The organism is Paraburkholderia acidicola (genome assembly GCF_002362315.1).
Taxonomy (GTDB): domain Bacteria; phylum Pseudomonadota; class Gammaproteobacteria; order Burkholderiales; family Burkholderiaceae; genus Paraburkholderia; species Paraburkholderia acidicola.
Window position 1 is genome coordinate 2,785,466 of record NZ_MTZV01000006.1, and the last position, 24,429, is coordinate 2,809,894.

At 59.6% G+C, this 24,429-nt stretch carries 22 protein-coding genes; 9 read left to right on the forward strand and 13 right to left on the reverse strand.

Annotated features, from left to right (window positions below; all coding sequences use genetic code 11):
- Both BWP39_RS30925 and BWP39_RS30930 read left to right on the forward strand, forming a co-directional pair.
- The gene (locus BWP39_RS30925; protein ID WP_096725964.1) at positions 1–1,449 is read left to right on the forward strand and encodes a purine-cytosine permease family protein; all 1,449 of its coding nucleotides are present in this window, start codon (positions 1–3) and stop codon (positions 1,447–1,449) included.
- Positions 1,446–2,399, forward strand: a complete 954-nt coding sequence (locus BWP39_RS30930) for a PfkB family carbohydrate kinase (RefSeq protein ID WP_096725965.1) — start codon at positions 1,446–1,448, stop codon at positions 2,397–2,399. Before BWP39_RS30925 ends, BWP39_RS30930 begins: the two co-directional genes overlap by 4 nt.
- Positions 2,400–2,420: 21 nt before the next feature.
- On the opposite strand, the gene BWP39_RS30935 is transcribed toward BWP39_RS30930, so the two are convergent.
- The gene (locus BWP39_RS30935) at positions 2,421–3,230 is read right to left on the reverse strand and encodes an alpha/beta fold hydrolase (protein WP_096725966.1); all 810 of its coding nucleotides are present in this window, start codon (positions 3,228–3,230) and stop codon (positions 2,421–2,423) included.
- Positions 3,231–3,670: 440 nt separating this feature from the next.
- Here BWP39_RS30935 and BWP39_RS30940 point away from each other — a divergent pair, with 440 nt between their 5' ends.
- Complete coding sequence (locus BWP39_RS30940; RefSeq protein WP_096725967.1) at positions 3,671–5,905, forward strand: hypothetical protein; 2,235 nt, start codon at positions 3,671–3,673, stop codon at positions 5,903–5,905.
- 42 nt (positions 5,906–5,947) lie between these two features.
- Here the strand turns inward: BWP39_RS30940 and BWP39_RS30945 are convergent, their stop codons facing one another.
- The 3 genes from BWP39_RS30945 to BWP39_RS30955 all read right to left on the reverse strand — a co-directional run bounded on the left by BWP39_RS30945 (position 5,948) and on the right by BWP39_RS30955 (position 8,699).
- Complete coding sequence (locus tag BWP39_RS30945; RefSeq protein WP_133116986.1) at positions 5,948–6,865, reverse strand: SGNH/GDSL hydrolase family protein; 918 nt, start codon at positions 6,863–6,865, stop codon at positions 5,948–5,950.
- A 16-nt stretch (positions 6,866–6,881) separates the two neighbouring features.
- Entirely contained in the window at positions 6,882–8,027 is a 1,146-nt protein-coding gene (locus BWP39_RS30950) for an acyltransferase family protein (protein ID WP_133116987.1), read from the reverse strand.
- A gap of 144 nt (positions 8,028–8,171) precedes the next feature.
- Positions 8,172–8,699 (reverse strand): helix-turn-helix transcriptional regulator, encoded by a 528-nt coding sequence (locus BWP39_RS30955; RefSeq protein ID WP_207557207.1) that lies wholly within the window; start codon positions 8,697–8,699, stop codon positions 8,172–8,174.
- A gap of 151 nt (positions 8,700–8,850) precedes the next feature.
- Between BWP39_RS30955 and BWP39_RS30960 the strand changes: the two genes are divergently transcribed.
- Positions 8,851–9,750, forward strand: coding sequence for an aldo/keto reductase (locus BWP39_RS30960; RefSeq protein ID WP_096725970.1), 900 nt, complete (start codon positions 8,851–8,853; stop codon positions 9,748–9,750).
- Between the two features lie 149 nt (positions 9,751–9,899).
- On the opposite strand, the gene BWP39_RS30965 is transcribed toward BWP39_RS30960, so the two are convergent.
- Both BWP39_RS30965 and BWP39_RS30970 read right to left on the reverse strand, forming a co-directional pair.
- Positions 9,900–12,185 carry a carbohydrate-binding protein gene (locus BWP39_RS30965; RefSeq protein ID WP_133116988.1) on the reverse strand — a complete coding sequence of 762 codons (2,286 nt, stop codon included), beginning with the start codon at positions 12,183–12,185 and terminating at the stop codon, positions 9,900–9,902.
- A 386-nt stretch (positions 12,186–12,571) separates the two neighbouring features.
- Entirely contained in the window at positions 12,572–13,027 is a 456-nt protein-coding gene (locus BWP39_RS30970) for a GNAT family N-acetyltransferase (protein ID WP_157915209.1), read from the reverse strand.
- 236 nt (positions 13,028–13,263) lie between these two features.
- Between BWP39_RS30970 and BWP39_RS30975 the strand changes: the two genes are divergently transcribed.
- On the forward strand, positions 13,264–14,064 hold the full coding sequence (locus BWP39_RS30975) for an SDR family NAD(P)-dependent oxidoreductase (RefSeq protein WP_207557208.1): 801 nt from the start codon (positions 13,264–13,266) through the stop codon (positions 14,062–14,064).
- A 49-nt stretch (positions 14,065–14,113) separates the two neighbouring features.
- Here BWP39_RS30975 and BWP39_RS30980 read toward each other — a convergent pair whose 3' ends face one another.
- The 5 genes from BWP39_RS30980 to BWP39_RS31000 all read right to left on the reverse strand — a co-directional run bounded on the left by BWP39_RS30980 (position 14,114) and on the right by BWP39_RS31000 (position 18,294).
- Positions 14,114–14,971, reverse strand: a complete 858-nt coding sequence (locus BWP39_RS30980) for an NmrA family NAD(P)-binding protein (RefSeq protein ID WP_096725973.1) — start codon at positions 14,969–14,971, stop codon at positions 14,114–14,116.
- 35 nt (positions 14,972–15,006) lie between these two features.
- The gene (locus BWP39_RS30985) at positions 15,007–15,330 is read right to left on the reverse strand and encodes a DUF4148 domain-containing protein (RefSeq protein ID WP_096725974.1); all 324 of its coding nucleotides are present in this window, start codon (positions 15,328–15,330) and stop codon (positions 15,007–15,009) included.
- 173 nt (positions 15,331–15,503) lie between these two features.
- Complete coding sequence (locus BWP39_RS30990; RefSeq protein ID WP_096725975.1) at positions 15,504–16,472, reverse strand: LysR family transcriptional regulator; 969 nt, start codon at positions 16,470–16,472, stop codon at positions 15,504–15,506.
- 125 nt (positions 16,473–16,597) lie between these two features.
- On the reverse strand, positions 16,598–17,233 hold the full coding sequence (locus BWP39_RS30995) for an SRPBCC family protein (RefSeq protein WP_096725976.1): 636 nt from the start codon (positions 17,231–17,233) through the stop codon (positions 16,598–16,600).
- A gap of 41 nt (positions 17,234–17,274) precedes the next feature.
- Positions 17,275–18,294, reverse strand: a complete 1,020-nt coding sequence (locus tag BWP39_RS31000) for an aldo/keto reductase (protein WP_096725977.1) — start codon at positions 18,292–18,294, stop codon at positions 17,275–17,277.
- 109 nt (positions 18,295–18,403) lie between these two features.
- On the opposite strand from BWP39_RS31000, the gene BWP39_RS31005 reads away from it, so the two are divergent.
- A complete protein-coding gene (locus BWP39_RS31005; protein WP_096725978.1) occupies positions 18,404–19,318 on the forward strand; it encodes a LysR family transcriptional regulator in 915 nt (304 codons plus the stop codon).
- On the opposite strand, the gene BWP39_RS31010 is transcribed toward BWP39_RS31005, so the two are convergent.
- Both BWP39_RS31010 and BWP39_RS31015 read right to left on the reverse strand, forming a co-directional pair.
- On the reverse strand, positions 19,299–20,759 hold the full coding sequence (locus BWP39_RS31010; RefSeq protein ID WP_157915210.1) for a S41 family peptidase: 1,461 nt from the start codon (positions 20,757–20,759) through the stop codon (positions 19,299–19,301). The two genes, BWP39_RS31005 and BWP39_RS31010, sit on opposite strands and share 20 nt — an antisense overlap.
- Positions 20,760–20,782: 23 nt before the next feature.
- On the reverse strand, positions 20,783–21,706 hold the full coding sequence (locus tag BWP39_RS31015; RefSeq protein WP_096725980.1) for a LysR family transcriptional regulator: 924 nt from the start codon (positions 21,704–21,706) through the stop codon (positions 20,783–20,785).
- A gap of 218 nt (positions 21,707–21,924) precedes the next feature.
- Here BWP39_RS31015 and BWP39_RS31020 point away from each other — a divergent pair, with 218 nt between their 5' ends.
- The 3 genes from BWP39_RS31020 to BWP39_RS31030 all read left to right on the forward strand — a co-directional run bounded on the left by BWP39_RS31020 (position 21,925) and on the right by BWP39_RS31030 (position 24,371).
- Positions 21,925–22,506, forward strand: coding sequence for a hypothetical protein (locus tag BWP39_RS31020; protein WP_096725981.1), 582 nt, complete (start codon positions 21,925–21,927; stop codon positions 22,504–22,506).
- Between the two features lie 115 nt (positions 22,507–22,621).
- Positions 22,622–23,371 carry an SDR family NAD(P)-dependent oxidoreductase gene (locus BWP39_RS31025; protein ID WP_157915211.1) on the forward strand — a complete coding sequence of 250 codons (750 nt, stop codon included), beginning with the start codon at positions 22,622–22,624 and terminating at the stop codon, positions 23,369–23,371.
- A 103-nt stretch (positions 23,372–23,474) separates the two neighbouring features.
- Positions 23,475–24,371 (forward strand): SMP-30/gluconolactonase/LRE family protein, encoded by an 897-nt coding sequence (locus tag BWP39_RS31030; protein WP_096725983.1) that lies wholly within the window; start codon positions 23,475–23,477, stop codon positions 24,369–24,371.
- Positions 24,372–24,429 lie beyond the last annotated feature (58 nt).

Genomic DNA, 24,429 nt, shown 5'->3' on the forward strand with positions numbered 1-24,429 from the left:
ATGGCTTCGTCAGTCACGTCAACCGGTGCCGGCAAGATCGAAGCACGCGGCATCGAACCGGTCCCGGAAAGCGATTGCAACGGCCATCCGCTGCAACTGTTCTGGGTCTGGTTCGCTGCCAACATCAGCATCCTTGGGTTGCCGCTCGGCGCGACGCTGGTCGCGTTCCAGCATCTCGCGATCTGGCAGGCGTTGCTGGTGGCGACGGTCGGTGCGGCGGGCTCGTTCGCGATCGTCGGCGTGATTTCGATTGCGGGTCGTCGCGGGCATGCACCTAGCCTGACGCTGTCGCGCGCGATCTTCGGTGTGCGCGGCAACATCGGGCCGACCATCGTGTCGCTGCTGTCGCGTCTCGGTTGGGAAACGGTCAACACGACGACTGCAGCGTTCGTGCTGCTGTCGCTGTCGACCATCGCGTTCGGCACGCCGGCTGCCGCGAAGGATGCGCCGGTTCTAACGCTGCTCTTCATCGCCGTGTTCGTCGTGTTGACCTTGATCGTCTCGGGGCTTGGCCACGCGACGCTGCTCGTGATCCAGAAGTGGTCGACGTATGTGTTCGGCGCGCTCAATCTGCTGGTAGCCGGTTTCCTCGTGGTGACGGTCGACTGGACCGCGGTCTTCGCGGCACGGCCGGCGCCGGCCAGCGCGGTCATCATCGGCATCGGCACGATTGCCGCGGGCACGGGGATCGGCTGGGCGAATGCGGGCGCCGACATGTCGCGCTACCAGGCGCGCGATGTGAAGGGGCCGCCGCTCGTGGCATCGGCGGCATTCGGTGCCGGCATTCCGCTGATCCTGCTCGTCACGCTCGGCGCGCTGCTCGCCGTTGGCAACGATCATCTCGCTTCCGCGACGGACCCGATCGCAGCGATCCGCGAAATGCTGCCGAACTGGATGGCGATTCCGTATCTGATCACGGCGTTCGGTGGCTTGTTGTTGTCGAACTACCTGTCGGTCTACTCGGCGGGCCTCACGACGCTCACGCTCGGGCTCAAGGTCAAACGCGTGCAGGCGGTGGTCGTCGACGTGGTCGTGATTTTCTCGGGCTCGATCTATTTCATGTTGATCGCAGGCAGTTTCTACGGACCCTTCATCGGTTTTATTTCGCTACTGGCGGTACCGATCACTGCATGGGTCGGTATTTTCATCGTGGATCTGATTCATCGCGATGTCTATCTGCCGCATGCGTTGCTCGATGTGAGCCCGGCTAGTGCGTACTGGTATCGCGGTGGTGTCGAATGGCGTGCAGTGGGTGCATGGGCCGTGGCGATCGTGCTTGGTTTCTGCTTCCTGTCGGTGGGCTCGGGCGCCTTTCACGGTCCGTTTGCGGGCTCATGGCTTGGGCGCAATGGCCTGGGCTGGATCGTGACGTTTGTCGTTGCGGCCGGTGGCTACGCGCTGCTCGGTGGATCGCGCCACGCTCGTACGTTGATGGAGAAACCGGCATGACGCAGCAGGTGTCTCGTCTATCGCGGCTCATTCACACGGGCCAGGTGATCGTCGATCTCGTGATGCAGGTAGACGGCTTGCCGGAAGCCGGTGGCGATGTGCTGGCTTCGTCGGCGAACTTCGAGGTGGGCGGTGGTTTCAACGTGATGGCGGCCGCGCGGCGCAGCGGTATGCAGGTGGTCTACCCAGGCGGCCATGGGCGCGGTCGATTCGGCGATATGGCGCGCGCGGCGTTGGCGCACGAAGGTGTGGAGATAGCAGGCCCACCGGTCGAAGACAAAGACACCGGCATTTGTGTCGCGATTGTCGATGCTTCCGCCGAACGAACTTTCGTTTCGCACCTCGGCGCCGAAGTGCATCTCGAACGACAGGTGCTAGATGGCCTGCATGTCACTGCACTCGATATCGTCTATGTCAGCGGATACAGCCTGTTCAACGCCGAGAAGCGTGCAGTGCTGCTCGACTGGCTCGATACCTTGCCTGCCGATGTGCGCATCGCGTTCGATCCTGGTCCGCTCGTCGGTTCAATCGACGAGGCTGTGCTGAGCGCTCTAATCCCGAAGGTATCGATCTGGACCAGCAATCGGCGCGAGGCGTTGCAGTACACGGGCAGTGAATCGATTGCGCAGGCGCAGCAGGTGCTTGCATCACGATTGCGAGCTGCCGACGCACTTGCCGTCGTGCGCGATGGCGCGCAGGGCTGTCACGTGGCGTCTGCGGGCCGTAGCGTGCAGGTGCCTGGCTTTGCCGTCGAATCGATCGATAGCAACGGTGCGGGCGACGCACACGCAGGCGTATTTCTCGCGTCGCTTGCGTCGGGACAAGAAGCCGCGAGTGCAGCGCGTCGTGCGAATGCCGCGGCTGCGATCGCTGTTACGCGTCGTGGCCCGGCTACCGCACCGTCTGCTGCGCAGATCGATGAGCTCCTCGCACGGAACGCTGCAAAGTAATTGCGATGCTTCACCGCGCGATCAGGCAAGCACCTTATCGACGAACGCAAGCACCACGCGGTTGAACTCATCAGGCCGTTGTAGCGGTGCGAAATGGCTCACACCCGGCAGCACGATCAGTTCCGCACCAGGGATACTCCGCGCCAGATACTCGGCATGTTCGCGCTCGATGAATTCGTCATGCTCGCTCTGCACGATCGCAACGGGCACGGCGATGGCGGCGAGATCGCGTGCCGAATAATTGGGCTCGGTCTGCATCATCTGTGTGACTGCCGCTACAAAGGCGTTGAACTGATCCGGCGTGGCCGATAACTGCGCATAGTCTTTAGCGTGACGTGCGAAACAACGCTCAAGCACTGGCCCGGGCTCGAGGATTTCCTTCGTGCCGCTCGGGTCCATATTGCAGCCGAAGAAGAACACACCGGCTACTCGTTCAGGCGCTTGCATCGCGAGGATCATCGCGATGCAGGCGCCGTCGCTCCAGCCGACCACTGCGGCGCGCTGCAGTTGCAGCGTATCGATCACAGCCAGTACGTCGGATGCCATCAACTCGTATTTGTACGGCCGGGCGTCGCGTGTGCTGCGACCGTGGCCGCGGCTATCGACGAGTACAGCGCGGTAACCGGCGTCAACCAGCGCCGGAACCTGGTAACCCCAGTTGCCGCCGTGGCCCAGTCCTCCGTGCAGCAGAACGACCGCTGGCCCGGACCCGTAGGTCGCATACCAGATGCGTGCGCCGTCGTGTTCCACGTAGCCCTGTTCGTTGGCGGACGGTAGCGGTGCGGCACCTTGTGCCGCGAAGGTCGTGAGGTCGTCGTCGTACGTTGGCATGTGAGTTCCAGGTGGACAGGTTCGACAGGTCGATCAGCATAGCGCGTCTGGTGGCGCATCGACTGTGGCCGACAGTTTTACTTCTTCGAGTGGTGTTTGAATTATGTGAAGAAAGATCTGAAGATATTATTCGTACCTTGGAGATAACAAGGTGCTGATATATGGATGAGCGGGCAAGAAATTCGCGTATTGTTGATTTTAATTAAATTTCGCAGATTGCGAATTTTCTACTTCTGTTTCTTCTCAAAAAGCGATCGAAATATCCGCTGATAGCCTTTGCGTAAGGGTAATACAGGCGAAACATCCGCACTCTCTTCGATGAAAATAAGTATGCGATCAATGAAAATGTAACTGAATGAAAGTGTGGCCTTGAGAACGAACCGGGCTAATAATTTAGCGTATAAGATGCGCCCTCGTATATAACCTGGGTTCCGTTTGAGATGGCTAATAAGATAATCAGCATTTTGCGTATTTTTGCGGTGACCGCAATTGCGATATCAGCATTAGATCTTGCCGGATGCGGTAACGGTGGAGGCGGGAGCGCGCCGTCCGCGGCGGCATCGACTGCGAATCCGGTACCCGCGAGCAACCCGAGCGGCCTCACGACGGGGCCGACCAATCCGACTTCTCCGCAGACGCAAGCACAGGCCGGCGCGACTGTATTGCCGCTAGAGGTGCTGGGTGTGGACGGTTCGGTTGTCACGGTGAGCGTGAGCGCGCCAAATGGCAGCGCAACAGCGCGCCTGTGGCTGCAGGCGAACAACCTCTCGTACGACGCCAAAGGCTCGGTGAAGGTGAACAACGGGACGTGGGTCGACCTGACCAACGCAAACGTTGCGATCGAAGGCGCGGGGCGCAGCTATGGAGGCATCGGCGGCGGCTTCGATACGCTCAAGATGAGCGTGCCGGTGAGTGGTGCCGTCAACGGTACGAATCTGGTCAGCTTCCGCTTCAACAAAACCGACGGCGTGACGTCGGGTTACCGTGTGCTCGCGTTCAATCTGCTCGATGCATCGGGTAATCAACTGGTGGGCAGCGCCAGCTTCACCGAAGACGATCCCACCCGCTGGACACCGCCGCTTTCTTCAGCCGCCGATATCGCCACAGGCAAGCAACTCTGGCAGAGCGCTCAACTCGTCGAGTCGCCGGTCAATGTGGGCCACGCGCTCAAGGCGCACTGCATGGACTGCCATGCGGCCGACGGTTCGGACCTGCAGCGTTTCAACTACTCGAACTACGCGATTGCCGTGCGCGCGCAGTTTCACGGGCTGACGAGCGGGCAGGGCGCGCAGATCGCGAGCTATATCCGCAGTCTGAACAACACGCTTGGCGTGCCGGGGCCGCATTGTCGCCCGTGGAACCCGCCGTATCAACCGGGCCCCGGGCTCGATGCCGGCGATGTCCGCAACTGGACCTGCGGCGCGGGGCTCGAGAGCGTGTCCGATAACGACCTCGATACGCTGAACAAGGTGTTCCCGAACGGCATCAGCAAGGACGCAATCGCAACGGGCAGTCATCTGAACGCACGCGAGATCCCGATCGGCCTGCAGTTGCCGGACTGGAACCACTGGGTGCCGCATGTTCATCCGAAGGACGCGTGGGGCGACTACTTCACGAACTCGAATCTGAACAAGCAGTACGCGGGCGAGGGGACCGGTAACGCCACGTACAACATGCGCGCGCAACTGACCGCCGGTGGCGCGTCATATGCAACGGGCCACACCGGCGACATTTTCAACGATCTCTATTACTGGGGCAACGAACTCGGCTCCGACTTCACGCCGCCGAATGAAGGAACGTCGGGGGCTTATACGATCGCGCAGCAGCAAAACCTGTACGCGACTGCGCAATGGCAACTGATCAAGTCATGGGAGCTTGCGCAGGACTTCAACCTCGAGGCGCAGTGCCCGCAGGCGTGGGCGGCCCACAACGCACCGAAGATCGAAACGCGCGGCTGGTGCGGCTACTGGCGCTTCGCGTTTAACGTGTCGCCGCATATTCTCGGCTTTCCGGTGAACAACAGCATGTTCGGCAGTCCGGTGGCCGATCTCACGAAGGCCAACCAGTGGTACGAAATGCAGTTGCTGCTGAATCCCGGTAACGGTGCGCATCTGGTGCATCTGCCGCTCGACTGGCAGTACGCGTATGGGTTGTTCGACGATCTGTCGGCGGCGAGCGGGCGCACCGAGCCGGCACGCAAACTCGTATTCGTCGTGAAGGGTGCGCAGGAGATGGATAACGGTGTCGGCGTGACCGATGTGAACCGCGGCTGGACGACACGCGATACGAGCCCGATGGACGTGTGGGACTTCGGCCAGTCGGGTATCTGGAAAGGCGTTGCGCCTGCCACCGAGCAAGCCGTAGTCAATGCGTTCCTGACGACGTGGCTCGATCGCACGACGAGCTTCGACGTATCGACGTGGCAGCGTCTCGGTGCGAATCCGGCTTCCGGCGAGGTTGGCTGTGGCTGGAGCATTCGTTCGCTGTGCTGGAGCAACTACGTGCCAGGGACCTTGCAGGGGCCGACACCGACCGTCGCAAACTTTCCTTCGTGGGCCTTTACGCGCATTCCGTTGATGCGGGGTGAAGGTGTCGATGGTTCGCAGTTGAATCGCTTCGCGAACTGGATGAATACGGCGTATCCGAGTGGGAATTTTGCGAGTCTTGTGAAGTGATCTAGCGGGGCGGATGCATATACACATGCGTGCGCCGTTAAGCTACCAGCCGCGCCGGTTCACGAATCCGGCAACCTGCTCTGCGACGATCCGGTAACCGTTGGAGTTCAGATGCAGGTTGTCGACCCGCAGCGAAACCGGGACGGCATCGGCCTCGCGGTTTCGCTGATCGGCGTCGCTCATATTCGCGTGGGCAATCAGGGCGGAGCGTATGTCGATGAAGTTGTGCGGGAAGCGTGCTGCCAGTGCGCGATTGAGCGCGGTCACCGTTGCGTAGCCTGGTGTGCCTCGTTCTTCGTCCGCGCTGTTCGTGATGGACAGCACGATGAAGCGGCCCGCGTCGATGCGCGCTGCCATCCGCGCAATGTTGTGCACCGTTTGTGTCGTTTGGCCTGCGCTGACGTCGTTGCGTCCGGCCCAGATAACGCTGACGTCGCAACGATGGTCGTCGACGATGAACGGACTGTCGGCGGGAACGCTCGATGGCGACGCGCCATGGGTATCGCGAATGAAGACGTGGTGATAGGTCGTGGTGTACGCGAGTTTTCCGGGGATACCGTCTAGCGTACCGTGTACGTCGCCGGCACCCGCACCGGGAATCGACAGATGGTTCGTCACGGTGACCGGTATGGGGCCATCGACAGGCACTTCACCACCTTCGACGCTCACACGTGCGACCAGTGCACCCTCGCGTGCAGCAATCGATTCCGAGACCTGCCCGGAAACGCCGAAATTGCGCACAGCGCGGCCACCGAGCAACACCGACAATTGATAAGGCCACGTACCAGACAAGCCGCCGATGCCGGGCGTACCTGTCGTGAGCGAGTCACCCCAGGCATCGATGGGTTGGCCTTGCGATATCGGCGGGCACGATGCCCCGTATGCCGGCGTGAGCAATGAGGCCAGCACCGAACAGCACGCTGCAACACCAACACCGCCGCGCAGACTGCGTGTCTTCACGATGCGCACCGCAGATTCAATTGCGCACTGGCATTTGAGCGAGCGCACGCTGCATCGTGAACCTGCGTGCAAGGCGGCTACCGAGACGCATTGCCGGTCGTTCGACGCAGACGTAGCCCGCATAACTCACCGGGATCACCAGCGCAGCCGCGATGAGCAGCGACAGTGTGACGCCGAGCCGTTCGCCGAGCAGATGCACGACCGCGAACAGCACCACGGCGTGATACAGATACAGGCTGTACGAAATCGCGCCGAGAAAGGGCAGTGGCCGGATCTGTAGCAGCCGCGCAAACGATGCGAGCGCGACCGCACTCGCGATGATGCCGCCCACGGCGGCCAGCACGATCCAGTCGAACAGGTAGTCGCTGAGAATGCCCGACACGCGCAGGGAAATCGGCCGCGACAGGACATACAGCGCTAGCGAGGCAGCGGGGATGATCACAACAGTTGCGCGGGGCGCGCGCCGTAGCCAGTTCGACAGGCGCTCTCGATGCCTGGCGAGCGCGGCGCCTGCAACGAACATCAGTAGATAGTGAAGTGTGGGCAGCCACTCGGCTGAGACGCTTGCCTGAATCACCGGATGACCGGTGTGTATTGCATGCCAGCAGACCGCCACCGACAACAGCATGGCAGCTCCAATTACCTGCCAGGTCGGTACGCGCGAGATCAGTAATACGACCGGCACGAAGATCAGCGAAATACGCATCTCGTACACAAGCGACCAGAGAACAGGGTCTAGCCGGCTCGTCTCGAACGGGAAGACGAACAGCAGATGCCACAACAGTTCGATGTTGGGGAAGGTCGCAGGCCATCCGTCGTTGAACCACCAGCCGGCCCATGCAACTGGCCCCGCGTAGCACAGCGCATAACATGCATACGCGACGATCACGGCCACCGCATAGGGAAGATAAACCCGGCAAATGCGCCGCATGACATATTCGCCGTAGCCTGGTTTAGGCGTTCCACCGATCTGCAAGGCCAGTACGAAACCGCTGAGTGTAAAAAACAGAATGACTGCTTCATGGCCGCCGAACAACACCCGGAGCGGCGTGTGACGCAAGGCGATCAAAGGCGCGAGCAGCGTGAAATGCGAGAAGACGACAGTGAGCGCAGCGAGGCCACGCAGCGCGTCGAGCTGTTGGTAGCGTTTCTCGTGGGGCATCGATTCTCCCGTCAGGCTGCGGTCGCGCGACAACGCTTACTGGTACGAGGCGTTGTTGAGGCTCGCATCTTTGCAGGATTCCACTTGCCGCTCTGTGCTCTCGCCAACCATCGGGACGAAAAGAGATCGACGGGTTGTACCTCGTCAAACGATGTTCGCCCGCCCCCCAGACTCGCCGCCCGCAGGACGCAAACCACACATCTCCGCCACATATTCCGCGAACGCCTGACTCGACTGTTCTTCGAGACTTCCGTCGGGTCGACGCGTTGCACGAAGGTATTGATACGTCGCAACGACAAGCTTCATTGCCTTGCCTTCCTGCACGATCATTGGCGTACCGAGCACGATCGAAGCCAGACGGATCGCCGATTCAAGCGCAGCCATATCGACGCCTTCAGCGTTTTGATGGCGAAAATCCGCGCCGGTCGCGAGCCATTCCAGCGAACAGTTGGCGGCTCGCGAGATCTGCTCCGCCTTGCCGAGACCAGGCTCCGACCCTTGCAGATAACGACGGATTAATCCCTCACCGAGACCGGCCTTGCGTGCGAACGCACTGACCGACGAATTGCCGATCAAGGCTTTCAGTCGATCGGCAAACGTTGCGTCGGCAGGCAACAAGGGCAGTGAATTCGTACTATTGTGCGAATCGTCAGTAACGTGTTGCGATTTCATTCCGGCGTCCCTATGATGCAATGCTGCGTTTATAGGTTTAACGCAGCATATTGCGATTCGCACTATAGTACGAAAAAGGTGACTCGATGTATTTCACACAAAATGTGGCCCACGGTGAAGCCGTGGCGTTCCCGCGCACAGGGAACACGACATGATCTGTCCACGCACTTCACCTCGCGACGGGCTGACGCTATCGCGCATTGCTGCCGGTATGTGGCGACTGATGGACTGGAAGATGTCGGAGCAGGCGCTTCGCGGATATATCGACGATTGTCTTGCGTTCGGCGTCACGACCTTCGATCACGCCGACATCTACGGCGGTTACGCCGTCGAAGAAGCATTTGGAAAAACGTTGAAGACACACCCGTCTCTGCGCGAGCAGATCGAACTGGTGACGAAAACCGGCATCGCGCTCGTCTCGCCAAACCGACCTGAACATCGCTTGAAGCACTACAACACGGACCCGACGCACATCCGCGATGCCGTCGAGCGTTCGTTGCGCAACTTCAATACGGATCATCTCGACGTGCTGTTGATTCACCGGCCAGATCCGCTGATGCGCTTTGACGAGATCGCAAGAGAGGTCGAGCAGCTTAAACGTGCCGGGAAAATCAGGGCATTCGGTGTGTCCAATTTCACGCCAGCGCAATTTCAGGCGATGAATACCTTCACGCCGCTTGCGACCAACCAGATCGAGCTTTCACCATTCAAGACGGACGCGATCACGGACGGCACGCTCGATCAATTGCAGGGCACCGACGTACCACCGATGATCTGGTCCGCGCTAGGCGGAGGACGACTCTTTGCCGAGGGTGACAGTGCTGCGGCGCGGGTACGTGCTGTCGCGAGTGAGATTGCAGACAGGCACGACGTTTCGATGTTGACCGTGATCTATGCGTGGTTGCTACGACTTCCGTCCGACCCGATCGTCATAACAGGCTCACAACGTCGCGACGCTGTGCGCGACGCGGTCACTGCCAGCGAATTGCAGCTGGACCGGCAGGACTGGTTTGCGCTTCTGGAAGCCGCTACGGGTAATGAAGTGGCGTAACGGACCCTGGTCATAACAACGCGCATGCGTATTGGCTGCAAGAACCGCTGGGCGAACCAGCAACCCAGCAACGGCAAAAACGCATGCGCGGACCTCTTTATGAATGCCTGTCCAATCGTCAGTCGGGCAGGGCGTTTTCCAGGTACACGTTAAGGATATTGCCCAAGCCGCACAACGGATGCCGACGAGTTGGCGGTGCCACCGGTGTTGTTGATCACGTGTGTGATCTCTCCGACACCGCCTAGCGAAACCGTCGTCATATCCTTAAACGCGATCCCTGAGCCATTAGGTGTTTCGATCGCATTGGCCAGTTTGACGCTCGAGTTGGTGCTGAAGTAACAGTAGATACCCACTCCCCAAGCCTGATGACTCGTGACGGAACTGGCCACCTTGTACGATGGGTAGCCGTTCTCGCCGCCATTCATCCAGCTCGCCTGGTTCGGCACGTCGTAAGGGGCTTCGCTTTGATAGAAGTAAACCCTGCCGCCATTGCCGCTCCACAAGGTCTGGTACTGCTCGTAGTGTTCAACCGCGAGCCCGTAGATCGTTGCGTTCGCACCCGTTACGACCAGACCATTCGCCGCCGGGTTCACGGTCCAGCCGACGCCATTACTGTGATCGGCACGCCACAGCCAGAAATCGTCACCGATGACGTTGTTGCTGTTGATCTGCAAGCTGACCGTCGCCGCTCCTGCCGCGGCGCCGCCTACCCGGAAAAAGAGATCGTGCAGCGATGTCGGATTAGCCGCGTGATTTTGTGAACTCCCTTGCGGTCCCACCTGCAGCAGCACGGGCGAATTGACTGACCCCGCATCGAAGAGCAGCCCGGCTATGACCACGCCATCGACGTCGTCTACCGACATCGCCGTCACACCGTTATCGGCCTCAAGCGTAGCGATGCCGAGGCCAAGGATGACGGTGTTGGCACGCGTCACATGCAGGTTGCCGTTCAGGTGATAAACGCCAGGCGTGAACAGCAGGTTGAGCCCTTGGGCGAGCGCCGCATTGAGGGTTGCGGCCGTGTCTATGTTCTGCTTTGCAACATAGAACTGACTGATCGGCAGCAACTGACCGGCTTCCGCGGCATTGACCCAGCCCGCCCCCTGGCTGTTGGACTTAACGCTGGGAACGAAGACGTTGTAGTGGCCCGCGGTGTCGATCGTCAGGAACGGTTTCTCTCTCGATACGGGAGTCTGGTTCACTACGACGTAAGGTGGATTCGGCCACGTTCCCGAGGGCGCGTTATTGACGCCGACAAACACCATGTTCCAGTTCGAACCGACCCAGCTTCCCCATTGCGAGTTGCGCGACAACCACTGCTGTTGCGATCCGGAATTGATCTGACTATCGATGACGGAGTCCGCGAGGAAACCGCCGCTAGACCAGCCGCCGTTGTCGTCCAGCACGACGTTCCCTTTGATATGCATGCGACGCCACGGCGACGCTTGCGACACGGCCCAGCGATCGGTGCCTCCCGTACCTGACGGAACGACTGCCATATTCTCGGCGCCGCGCCAGAAGTTCTGCGTCGCGTTACCCTGGAACCAGTCCGCTTCGGCATGCACCGCGCCGTTTATCGTCACATCGTCGGGGGATTGTCCGAGGCCCAGTACCTGGGTATAGAAACCCACATTGACGTCGACGTTGTACGAGCCCGGTTTGAAAAGCAATGCGTAACGGTTCGTGCCGAACTGATTGGTTTCCTGCTGGCTGAATACGTTGTCGAGTTGACTCTGAATGCTCGATGCGGACATGGTCGGATCGAAGATCAATACATTGGGTCCGAAGTCCGGTACCGTCGAGTTCGACGCATTGATGACCGAGAACCAGTTGAAGTTGCCGACCGTTCCCGCGCTACCCACGCTGTCCATCTGCAACTGGATCGTATGGACGCCTGCTGTCAGCGTGATGTTCGACGAGAGCGTCTGCCAGTTTTGCCAGCCGCCGGTGTCGGGCACGGCGTACTCGCCGGTGGCCGACACACCGTCGACATTGAAATGGAATGTGCCACCAGGGCCGCTGTTGGCCACGCGTACCTGGAGTGCGTAGGTACCCGGCGATGTGACGTTCACCGTGTAGTTGAGCCATTCTCCTGCGGCTGCCCAACCCACGTCGTAACCGCCGCCGGTGTCGGTGGTGGCTTCGATGCTGACGCCTTCGCTGGTTCGATATTGCCCGCCGTGATTCGTATTGTCCGCGGTGTAATAGCCGGCGTTTAAACCACCGGAATCGAAATTCTCCACCTGAACCTGTCCGGGAACCGGCCAGGGTGTGCCGCCGAAAGGACTGCCGGCTGAAGCCTGCATCACCTTGGCGGTGGCTGTGGCCGATGCGTGCGCCGTGCTTTGCGCGACAGGGTTGCCATCGCCGTTGCACCCACCAAGGGCTAGCACCAGCATACAAACCGTAAGACACGGATAGATTGTCGATTTCAATCTAATCTCCTCGAATGGTTTTATTGCAGTTCGGCACCACGACACAACGCAGCCTGTCGGTGACAGGCACGTACGATCGATCGAATTGCTTAAGCAGTGTGCTGGTGAGACGCCTGGCGTATGCCACGCGCATTGCTTCGGCTAAACGCCGGCATGGCGGTAGCCGGTAGTGCAGCCGATTACATCGAGCGCAACCGGGAACCCTTGAACAGGATCGCTGCGTCAGGTTCCGGTAGGGCAGAAGCGGTTTCTCTCTTGATGTTCCGTCATGCCCGCCGGTCGCTTGCCTGGTTGGCCTGCTTCAGGCGCATACAGGGTTCTATCAATCCTAGTCGCAGGTAAACCGAAGATTCACCTATCCACTCGGATAGGTGGCGTAAGACACGCTAGTCCTGAGCGCGGATGTATTCGTAATCCAGATAGTCGGCTCGTTCCCGGACCCGTTGAAAGCCTGCAGCCTCGTACAGGGCACGGGCAGGATTATTGATGTGTACGTTCACGATGAGGTGCGTGTGACCCTGCGCCGACGCATCCTCTACGAACGTGTCGAAAAGACGTCTGCCCAGTCCGTGTCGACGCTGCTCGGTCGCAACGTAAATCGATGCGAGAACGGCTTTCTGGTCATCCTCCTGCCAGAAACAATATCCCACCACTTTCCCTTCATGCTCGACGACGAACATTCGATCGAGATTCGATGTCCACTGTCGCAGGTGCGCGGGGATGGCATTTTTCCATCCAGCTTCCTGCTCGGGTTCGATGTTGCGGATGTAATCGAGTTCTCCGCTGTAGATAGAAGGAAGATCCGTCGGGTGTGCTTTTCTGATGGTGTGCGTGGGTTGCACTGATTGATCCTTGTAGGCGGTGAACCGTTGCGCAAGACGCGCGTCGCAATGGTATACCGGTCTGGTTGCTAGCGATCTGGAAGAGCAGGTCAATGTGTGCTCATTTGCGTTCTTGATCAATGCACCCGCAACATAGACTAAATGACATTGATGCCATGGAGAAAGCATGGACTGCCGTGCAGAATGGCGCCTGACGTAGTTCGTCGAATACGGACACGCTGCAAATGCAAACGCAAATGCACGGCAAACAGGAGGATCACACAATGCGAATATTCATCACCGGCTCGGCCGATGGGTTGGGCCAAATGGCGGCACGCCTTCTGGTCGCCGACGGCCATCGTGTCGTCCTGCACGCGCGCAGCGAGGCACGTGCCGAGGAAGCGTTGGCCATGGTGCCGGGCGCGGAAACAGCAGTCTTCGGTGACCTTTCAAGTATCGAGCAGACCGTTAGCGTGGCTGATCAGGTGAATCGGCTTGGCCATTTCGACACGGTCATTCACAACGCAGCGGTCGGTTATCGCGAACCGAAACGGATTGAGACCGTTGACGGCTTGCCTCATGTCTTTGCTATCAATACGCTGGCGCCGTACGTGCTGACTGCGTTGATCGAGAGGCCGCAAAGGCTGGTCTATTTGAGTTCTGGTCTACACCAGCAGGGCGATGCAAGTCTCATCGATCTTGAATGGAAAGCGCGCCCGTGGGTGGGTGTTGCGGCCTATTCGGATTCAAAACTTCACGACACATTGATCGCGTTTGCAGTGGCACGCCGTTGGCCGGATGTATTCTCGAATGCGCTGGAGCCGGGGTGGGTTGCGACGAAAATGGGTGGCGCAGGGGCGCCCGACGATCTCGAAGCCGCGCCTAAAACGCAGGTCTGGCTCGCGACCAGTGACGATCCGGCTGCGTGCGTGAACGGCGAATACTTCTATCACATGAGACGAAAGACGCCCAAAGCTCAAGCTCGCGATCACGGTGTGCAGGATCAACTGCTCGATGCATGCGAGCGCTTCTCGGGTGTCCGGATAGCGAATACATAGTACATAGCCCCGAAACTAGCGTTCCCGCAAGCGGGAACGCTTCGCCCGGTTACGAGACCAGTTCTCGCAGGATTGTGTCGAGAGAGATCGTACCGAACCGACGCTCGATAGCACTTCCACCTTCGAAGTCGATCCACCCTTCGTTGAAGCCATCGATCATGCGGATACGCGGCATCGGATAGCTCATGCCCTGCGATTTGAAGAGTGCTTCCCACGTATCGCGCGGAACAGTTCGAATACCCACTGCAGAACCCAACGCTGCAGAGAAACCTGCGGCAATGTCATTCGCCGAATAACGACCCGGGCCTTCGAGTTCGACGATCCGATGTCCGCTCCAGGACTCGGCGAGCAACTTCGCTGCGGTGTGCCCGATATCCTTTGCGGCCACCATGGGGATCGGGTGATCGAGCGGCTGAAGGAACGACGACAGGACACCTGCACGTGCGTCTTCGACGTCCCACGCAGCGTTCTCCATGAACCACGCTGCCCGCAGCATGCAGACCGGGACGTCGACCGAACGCAGCATCTGTTCCGTCATGCTCGAATTGTTCAGCAGGTTCGGCTCTGATACATGTGCACCGACTGTCGAAAGGAACACGATCTTGCCGGGGCGGGCAATCTCGATTGCGCGTTTGACGGACACGCAATTTCGTTGAGTTTGCGGGAAACCGGGTTCCGGATTGTAGTTAGGCGGTGTCATGAAAAATACGCCTTCGGTACCCTTAAACGCACTAGCGAGCGCGTCGGAATCTTCGATTTCCGCTATCGCGACTTCGCAGCCGAGATCTGCCCACGGTTTGCCCTTCTCTGCATCCCGAACCACGGCCCTAACCGGCAGCCCTTCTGCTAGCAGCGAGCGTGCAACGATACCGCCGACTTTGCCTGTAATACCTGTAATCGCAAACATTGGAATATTCCTCTGTGGAAGGGTTGTCCGTCGTCTTAATGATGGGCGAACAACAAGCGCGAGTTGTCAATGAAGGTCACCGGGGCGCTGGAGCCGGATGTCCCGGACGCGACGCCACCTACTCCTGAGTCGGTGTTGACGGAGGTACCGTTGGCGGTGGCAAGTTTGGCTTCGGCTGCCTGAACGTCGGCGGGGTAATAACGGTCGTTCTGGCCGGGGCGATAGCCCGCTTTCTCGATCTGTACGAGATCGGCGCGTACCTGTGCGCGGGTGAGGCCTGAACTGGTTTCCTGAGCATGGCTGGCGATCGGGAGTGCAAGGACGGTAGCGGCTACCAGGGTCAGTTGGCGGATATTCATGGCAAATCTCCTTCGATTAATTGGCAAGCGAACGTTTCGCTTGAAATGGATTCTGGGCGAAAGGAGATCAAACCAAAATAGCATCAATGTAATAAAACTAATGCATTAATGTCATCCTTTGGGTAACCGGATATCTGCGAGATGCGTCTCAGGAAACGCTTACGGTAGGGATTTCAACGGTCTGGCAGCCGGGACCGGTCAGGCCTGGTGCGTTTCGCGGGCGACCTGGTCGGGGCTGCGCTGAGTGACACAATGAAATCGAGGAACGCACGTACCTTGGCCGGAACATGATGCCGGGACGGGTAGAGTGCATACAGGGGAAACCGGTCGTCGGGCCAGTCAGGAAACAGCTCGACAAGTCTGCCGTCGGCGAGCATCTGTTCCACACCAAGCTCCATGACCTGAGCAATCGCGTCGCCGGCTACGCAGACGCTATGCATCGTGGCCACGTCGTTGACCGTGAGCCGTCCTGCGACATCGACGGTAATTTTCTTGCGCCCGCGGTGGAATTCCCAGTCGAAAGGCCGTCCCGTTTCAGGATCCCGAAACCTTATACATTGATGGGCGTCACTTGCGAGTTCCGCGGGTTGCAGGGGGCGGCCCTTGCGCTTGAGGTAGGAGGGCGCTGCGACAGTCAGGTTGCGTGTATCGAGGAGCTTTCGTGCCACGAGACTGGAAGGCCGAGGCTCACCAAATCTGACCGCCACGTCAAACCCGTCGGCGATCATGTCCCCGAGCTGGTCCTTCGTGACCAGTTCCACCTGGAGTTCCGGGTACTGATCGATAAATGATCCCAGCCTCGGCGCAAGCAGTAGCCGGGAGAAAAAGGGATCGACGTTCACCCTTAGCCGGCCACGTACGGCGGTCACTCCTTGCGTTGCAGAGGTCGCGGCCTCTTCGAGTGCCGCAAGCAACGGCATGACCTGTTCGTACAGACGGCGGCCTTCATCGGTCAGTGTGACCGAGCGCGTGGTGCGGTCAAGAAGACGGACTCCGAGTCTTCCCTCAAGCCGCGCTATGCAGCGACTGACGCCTGATTGCGACATATCCAGTATGTCGCCAGCGGCTGCAAAACTGCCGGTGTCGACAATCGCGGACAGCACGCCCATGCCATTCAAAATGCGTTCGTCGAAGCCTGCCATTGATGCGCTCCTGTCATGTATTCAATGGCACTGATGTTATCGGTAAAAGACGTTCCTGCGCACAGGATTAGTCGAACACGGCGAGCCACCGGGAAACCGACGTTTGAATGACACCGGCACGACGATCAATGCTCTTCAGAAAACCACTTCAGCGTAGCAAGCCACAGATCGTGCCCGCGATGCATGAGGCTCTCATCGGTCGCGCGCAGATGCGCAGCGTCGGTACCGTTACCCACTTCATCCATCACCACACGGCAGGAATTGCCTGCGGGCGTCAGATACCACGTGTGATAGAAGCTGGGCGGCGTACCCGGTGCATAGCCGTACCAGCCGATACGCGTGTACGGTACGAATTCGTGAATCCTGCTTTCCAGTTTTAGACCAAATGTCGTCCAGTGAAACACGGAGTCGCGAGTGAGAACGGTGCTGTCACCGACGATGCTGACGTCTTTTGAATTTGGATACCACTGAGGCCATTGAGTAGCATCGATGATGTTGTCCCATACGCGTTCGCACGAAGCATGGATGACGGCCTCGTTATGTGAAAACAGGTCGGCGGTTTCCGGATTGAAGCCTTCGGGCCAATGAATCTCGTGCGAACGGTGCTGAAGGTCGAACTGCATGGTCTTGATGTCGTTTGTCGTCGGTTGAGCGGCGGGCGGCATAGTGCCCTGGCTAAATGCGGGGGATGCCGCAAGCGTCACGCAGGCAATCCCTGGCCATGCGATGGCGCGGAAAGCAGCAGTCATATTTTTAGTCATGGGGTCATCCGTTTCGTTTCCTCACATGGGGGAATGCGCACTCAAACACGGTCCTTGTCATGAAACCGCTGCATCCAGTGCGGATACGGTACGTCCGGTTGCGAGACGCGATCGAGCCGCTCACGATGCTCCGGTGCGAGCACGAGTTCTGCTGCTTGCAGATTGGCGCCAAGCTGCGCTTCCGAACTCGCCCCGACAATCACGGTTGCCACTTCGTCGCGTCCGAGCAACCACGCGAGCGCGACCTGCGCCGGCGTCGTGTTCAATGCTTGTGCGACGACACGTAGTTCATCGATGATCCGATCGACCTTGTGCGGATCGACGGGTGGAAAGTTGAGATTGGTACGACGACCCGTTTCAGGCTTGCCGTTCTGCGAGGTGTATTTCCCGCTCAGATAACCACCTGAAAGCGGACTCCAGACCATCAATGCCATATCGTGTTGCCGTGCGACGGGCGCGATCTCGTACTCGATGTCGCGTGCGGCCAGCGAGTAGTGCACCTGATTGCTAGTGGCTTGCGCCCAATGTGCCTGCGACGTGATCGAGTGGATCCGCTCGAGTTCGGAAGCACTGAAATTGCACACACCGATATGCCGGACCTTGCCCTGTGTAACGAGATCGTCGAGTGCACGCAATGTCTCATCGAGCGGGGTGAGCGCATCGCGATCGTGCAGTTGCAACAGATCGATGTGATCGCGGCCGATCCACTTCAGGCTCGTTTCGACAGTGCGGATGATGTGCGAGCGACCCAGACCCACCTGGTTTGGGCCGGGACCTGTTCGAAGACGGACCTTGGTCGCGATCAACATACGCGTGTCGTCGAGACCCAGATCGGCCAGCACCTGGCCGACCACTACTTCCGATTGCCCTTGTGAATAGGCATCGGCGGTATCAATCAGATTCACCCCTTGATCGACGGCAAGACCGACAAGACGCGCTGCCTGCTCACGATTCAAACCGGCAATCGATGCCCAGATGCCGTCCCCTGTGCCGAACGTCATGGCGCCCAGGGTGAGGCGGGAAATACGCAGGCCGGAGCGGCCGAATGTGCAGGTATTCATGACAGCCAATCCCCTATACGTTGAAAACAGCCCACACGATAGGGTTTCGATGGCAAGTAGCCTAGAGCGTAAGATGCGAAGATACTTTTCGGTCTGAGCGAGTAATCGGATGCGTGTTGATCAGTTGGCGGCCATGCGCCTGTTCGTGCGGATTGTGGAAATGGGTTCGTTCGGCAAGGCTGCACGATCGATGAGCATGTCTTCTTCGAACGCGACGGAGCGCATGGCGCGCCTCGAGGAAATTCTCGGTGTGCGGCTATTGGCCAGGACGACGCGTGCAGTTGCGCCTACCGAGGCGGGTACGCGCTATTACGAGGTGTGTCGGCGAGTACTCGGCGAACTGGACGATATCGAAACCTCACTCGTGGGTTCTCAGGAAATGCTGGCGGGGCGGGTCCGCGTCAGTGCGAATGTTTCGATTGCCCGCTCGATTCTTGTGCCTCGCTTGCCTGCCTGGTTTGAACAGCATCCAGGGATTCACGTCGAACTGGTGATGAACGACCAGCGCAGCGATTTCGTGCACGAGGGGATCGACTTTGCAGTACGCATCGGCGGACTTGAAGATCAGGACCTGGTGCTGCGTCCATTAGGGCGTCCACGACGCGTGACGGTCGCATCCCCTGCGTATCTGCGGAAGATGGGCACACCGAAGTCTCCCGACGATCTCGCGAAACATCATCTGATCGATTTCCTGTTGCCGCAGCGAGGCGCTCGGCTCGAATGGGAATTCGACAGGGACGGGAAACGGCAGGAGCTATTTCCGCGCAGTGTCGCGTCGATTGGAGACGCCGAAGCACGGCTGCAACTCGCGATTGCGGGCATGGGTATCGTGCAGAGCCTTTCTTTCATCGCGGCACCGGCGCTACGCGAAGGCACGCTGAAGCGGATTCTGACGTCGTGGGAGACGCCCGCGCCCGAAGTGTCGATTCTCTATCCGCGAGACCGTCATCTACCGACACGGACCCAGGCCACGATGGATGCGTTCACCGCCTGGATCAAGGAAGCTATTTCGACGGCTGAATGACGGGTTGGCCACGAAGCCAGTTCAACGCCTGCTCGATCATGAAATCGTTCTGCGAGGTTTGCGGGAGCGGAGCGGGATGAATGGGCGTAAGCGGTGGGTTCGTGCGTGCTTCTATGGCGCGTAGCTGATTCACGACTTCCCGTGCGTGGGACACAGAATATGCGGCCTCATCGGGATCGAGTGGATTGGCGAGATGGTGAGCGAGGTCGACTTCGCGCACGCTGGGCAACGTGTTGCTGCTATCGGCTTCCGCGGATGCAGCAAGGGGTACATCCGGCACAACCCCACGATTCTGGATTGAGCTGCCGTTCGGCGTGTAATAGCGGGCTCTCGTAAGCATCAGGCCCGCACCGTCGCTCAATGGCCCAGTGACCTGAATCGTGCCTTTGCCAAACGAAGGTTGACCCATGACCGTTGCGCGATGCGTATCGTGCAGCGCGGCGGCGACGACTTCGGTGACGGAGACGGACTGCGCGTCGATGAGCACGACGAGTGGCAGCGTTTTGAACACCGGTGGCAAATCGAGGAGCGGGTCGCTGGTAAACGAGGGCCGGCGATAATCGGCGTAAGTCGCGCGGTACACATGTCCGGAACCGGGCTGACGTTCGCGGACCGTGACGACCAGCGTATCGGCCGGCACGAAGGCGCTCACTACACCCACGCCATCCTGCAAGACTCCGCCGCCATTCGCGCGCAGATCGAGCACCATGCCCTTCAGCGGCGGCGTTGCACGAGACAGGTCGCGCAAGCGGTCCGCAAGGTCGGGCACCGTCTGTTCATCAAAGCCGCTGATGCGAATGTAGGCGTAACCTGGAACAGGAATCCGTGTCGTGACGCTAGAGGTATGGATGAGTGCGCGCGTGATCTCAAAGGTGTGGGTTTCGTTTCCATTCGCGCGGTAAATCGTGAGGTCGACTCTCGTTCCCGCAGGACCCCGCATACGCGCGACTGAATCGCGAACCGACATTCCTTGCGTAGGTACGCCGTCAATCCGCGTGATGACATCGCCTGCCCGGATGCCAGCTTGCTGTGCGGGCGCGTGGTCGATCGGCGCGAATACCCGCAACTGGCCATCCTGTTCGCCGACCTGCAAACCTACGCCCGCGAATCCGCCTGTCAACTGGTCGACTAGCGGTGCAAATTCTTCGGGAGTCAGGAATTCAGAGTGCGGATCGAGGTCGGAAACCATGCTCTTGATTGCGCCGACCATCAAAGCCTTGCCGTCCACTGGCTTCGCGTAGTCGCGCTGGATGAGGTCGTATGCCTGCGTCAGGGTCTGGACTTCTTCCTGCGTCAGAGGTGGAAGTGCGGGCGTGTTCGCGATATCGCCGGCTAAAGCGGATAGCGGTATCGCCAGGCTCAGAAGCAGGCTGATGGAAACGGGTATGCGCGGATAGCGACTCTGCCGCGTCGAAGAACATATCGAGGAAGTCGCTTTCATTCGGATAGGTCCGCCGCATCGGGTCATCCACCCACCTGTACCGCCGGCCATGCACCGCCTGCCACCATATCGGAGATGACCCGCTCGACGATCTCCATCACGCGAGACTTCGCCAGGCTGCCAGGCCTGGTTTCATTGATGGCAAGGACAACACGTCGCCTCATTTGTGGCCCTTCGATCGGCACGGCTTTAAGCTTGCCGGCTGCCACCTCTGCAGCAACCGACATCGGCGGCAGAACCGTACAACCCAGACCCAGCTCCGCGGCTCGCTTCACGGTTCCGAGAGAATCGATCTCCGCGACGACGTTGAGCTTGATATGAAGAGGCGCACAGGCACCTTCCACCATGCGGCGCAGGCCGTGCTCAGCGCCAGGCAGAATGAGCGGAAAGTTCTCTAACTGGTCGAGTGTGAAAGTTGCCGGAACGTCTGTTCCGTGGCCCGCGACGAAAGCGAGCTGATCGTCGAGCAAAGCGCGCTTCTTCAAGCCAACTTCCACGGCGTCCCCGTAGAGAATGGCTATATCGATCCGGCCCGCCAGCAGCCACTCCTGAAGTGTGCCGCTATAGGCCTCAATCAACTTCAGATGCACGTTGGGCAGCTCGGCGCGACAAACCGCCAGGATCGGAATGGTTGCCATCAGGCCCACTGTAGTAGGCAAGCCGAGGCTAACCGCTCCCATCGGGACGGTGTTGGCGTTTCTCACCGCCTCTCGTGCACGGTCCATATCGGCCAGCACCACACGTGCATGATCGAGAAAGACGCGTCCTTCATTCGTCAGCACCATGCCGCGGCGAGAACGCTCAAAGAGCTGGGTGTCGAGTTCGTTTTCAAGCGCAGAGATTTGCTGCCCGAGTGAAGGCTGCGCCACGTGCAGTCTGTCGGCAGCCCTGGAAAGGCTACCCGCTTCGCACACCCCTACGAAATAACGCAGATGACGAATATCCATAACGCGTAGAGAGTGCCAGCCGCGAGGCTCGAGCAGGGTGAATTCGGAGTATCAGGGTTACTGCCGATATAGCTGCAACGACTACCAACAAGCTCTTGCAGGTATTTTACAGATGGTTCGCCGCTAACCACAATGCGATGCACCACCGTCACGGCCGCCTCATCCTGGTTTTCTAGAACTCAAGAGACAGATTCGCCATAACCCCCAAAAGGAAAGCCATGCACTTTGAGATGCCGTTGCTCACTGCAGCAGCCGATCGCCTGCTCAAGACGGAGAAGAACCCGTTCCATCGAAAGATTCTTGAGAACTATCGACGCCATGCGCAACTCGAGGTCTGCGGTAGATGGGAGGAAATCATGTCCCCGGACATGACGGTCGAAAGTCCCCGTTACGTTATTCACAGCGCCAAAGGCGTGACCGTCCTTGACGGCCTGGACGCGGTTTCTGGTCTATATCGTTCCTATGTGGACACGAACTCGACGGTCATCTTCCTCGAGAGGGAAGAGATCATGCTCAGTGACTGGGGGTTCGCCTCAGAGGCCGTGTCTCACCGACTCTGGCAAGGCAAATATCTGGCGGCCACGGGCGAGACGATCGACGACCCCGAAGCGTGGTACATCACGAGCAATCTGACCGGTATGTTCTGGCCGTATTCAAAAGATGGCCGGATGGCGGGCGAGCATGTCTATCGTGGTGGCGATCGCACGGTCCGCAAAGCCGACCCAGGTGAAGTGATTAGCCGTCAGCAGGTTCAAGAGATGCTTGACCCTTACATCAAACCGCTCGGCACCTATTCGTAAATCGAAAGCCATACGCGCAGACAGGGATGAAACTGAAGAGTCGTCGCGAGGGCTTCAAGAAGGCCTCGCCGTCAGGACAATTTCGGAGACAGACATGCAGGATCTCAAGGGTCGCGTGGCGATCGTTACCGGTGGCGCTAGCGGTATCGGTGCTGCGATAGTCGAGCATTTTGTTCAACAAGGCGCCGCGGTGGCTATCGCCGATCGCGACTTTGACCTTGCGGAGTCGCTGGTCAAGAAGCTACAGGCTGATGCCGCTGCAAAAGTCATGGCGTTGCGGGTGGACGTTACGATCGGGCAAGAGGTGGAGGCGATGGTGGCCCAGGTCGAACAGGCCTTCGGCGGTCCGGACATCCTGGTGACATCGGCGGGTATCGGACTGCGCAAGGATTTCCTCGATACAACGTTCGACGAGTGGAACCGGGTTCTGGCTGTCAATCTGACAGGTGCGTTCCTGTGCGGACAGGCCGCTGCCAGGCGGATGGTGAAGCGGGGCTACGGGCGTATCGTCAACATCTCTTCGGGTGCGGGGGTGCGCGGCATACCGGGGCGAGCAGCGTATGCGGCTTCCAAAGCCGGGCTGATCAGTCTCACACAGGTGATGGCGGCAGAGTTGGGAACGCACGGCGTTACCGTCAATGCGATTACTCCCGGCCCAATCGATACTCCGCTCACGCAGGAAATGCACACTGGGGCGATCCGCGCAGCGTATGTTGGCAGGATTCCAGTTGGACGTTATGGGCGCACCCGCGAAGTCGCGGCAGCGGCCGCATTTCTGGCGTCGGAGGACGCTTCATACATCACTGCCGATACGCTGCAAGTGGATGGGGGCATGGCAGCGACCAACTACATCATCAATATCTAGAGGCGTTGTCGAGTTGCCGATTTGCGAAGTCTACGCATCTTGCGCGACTCATCCAGTCCGGCAGCATGACAACCTGGTTTCGCCAACCGTCAGGGACCACACAATGGATACACGCATCAGAGAAATCGTTTCGGGCTTCAGCTTTCTGGAAGGCCCGCGCTGGCATGATGGCCGGCTGTGGTTGTCGGACTTCTACATGCACCGGGTAATGAACATCGACGCTGACGGCCGCGTCACCACGGTGGCCGAGGTGCCCGGCCAGCCCTCTGGCCTGGGCTGGTTGCCCGATGGGCGGCTGCTCATCAGTTCGATGCGTGATCGACGCGTGCTGCGCATGGAAACCGACGGGCGGCTCGTACAGCACGCCGACCTCTCGAACATTGCCACCGGCCACATTAACGACATGGTGGTAGGCGCGGACGGCACCGCCTGGGTGGGCAACTTCGGTTTCGACCTGATGGGCGGTGCGCCGATCGCGCCTGCCAAACTGGCCTCGGTGACACTCGACGGCACGGCCCGGGTAGCGGCCGAGGGTCTCCACTTTCCCAATGGCTCGATGATCACGCCCGACGACAAGACCTTGATCGTTTGCGAGTCCACCGGTAACCGCATCTCGGCCTTCGACATCGTAGGCCCCGGCCAGCTCGGCCCGCGTCGCGACTGGGCGGTGTTCGGCCCGCTGCCGCAATCGACGGATGCAACGATCGTCGTCCAGCAGGCCGTGGTTACACCCGACGGCGCAGTGCTCGATGCAGAAGGCGCTGTCTGGTGCGCGGACGTTACCCACCACCGCGTGCTGCGCGTCGCCGAGGGCGGGCGCATCCTGCAGGAAATTTCCACGGGAGACATGGGCGTGTTCGCTTGCACGCTCGGTGGATTGGATCGCCGCACGCTCTATCTGTGCGTGGCGCCTGACTCCTCGGAGCACAACCGCGCGCCGTCGCGCGAGGCGGCGCTGTGGGCCGTGGAAGTGGAGGTGCCCGGCGCGGGTACGCCCTGAGCAGATTCCCGGTTGACCACGTTTTCGCTGTACCAGGAATACCACCGGCCGCGCGGCT